This window comes from Metasolibacillus meyeri (assembly GCF_003049505.1).
In the GTDB taxonomy this organism is placed as follows: Bacteria; Bacillota; Bacilli; order Bacillales_A; family Planococcaceae; genus Metasolibacillus; species Metasolibacillus meyeri.
The window spans coordinates 1-632 of sequence record NZ_PYWN01000233.1 but is presented as its reverse complement, the minus strand read 5'-3'; the positions used below and the strand labels follow the sequence as shown (position 1 = coordinate 632).

At 38.3% G+C, this 632-nt stretch carries 1 protein-coding gene; it reads right to left on the bottom strand.

Annotation, left to right across the window (positions count from 1 at the left end):
- The coding region (locus C9J34_RS22245; protein WP_193769137.1) for a hypothetical protein at positions 1–632 on the bottom strand (632 nt) is incomplete at both ends.

The window sequence follows — 632 nt, the reverse complement described above, 5'->3', positions numbered from 1 at the left end:
CCAATCGGAATGAACACGAGCCATTTCCATACAGGTACCCACACAATTTCAGTATGCACAGCGACTTCTAATGGATAAAATAGAGTAGCGCTATTGCCCATTAATAATGGTGGTAACATAGCTAAACAGCAGACGAGCACGATATATAACAGCACCATGAGTACGAAAGTCAGCATATAACCATAGTAAATGGCGCCATTAGACAAGGAATTGATTTTAAGGAAATCAAATGCCCGATTTCCTCGATCAAATGTATAGATATAACAAAAAATCAACACAAAGAAAAAGGCCGTGAATGGGCTGAATAAAATTTGGAATAGTTGCTTGGTGAATAAGGCTGTATGAAAGGGTGTACGTTCCTCTGAATAAGGTAGATGCTGTTCAAGAAGTGTTTGTGCTTTACGCTCCTCTATTTTTAAATGACTTATATTGAGATAGGGAATTGGCTTCAATTCGACGTATTTTTCATACTGCTGAATATACGCCAGTTGCTCGCTTGCAATTTGTAAATCCCCTTCCTTTAATTTATTTAATATTTCTTTTACATATTGTTCTTTTAACAACAGACTTTCCAACGCCTGCTGTTCCTCCAACGTGAGACCGACCATTCGCTCCTTCGTTAACGTAGCACT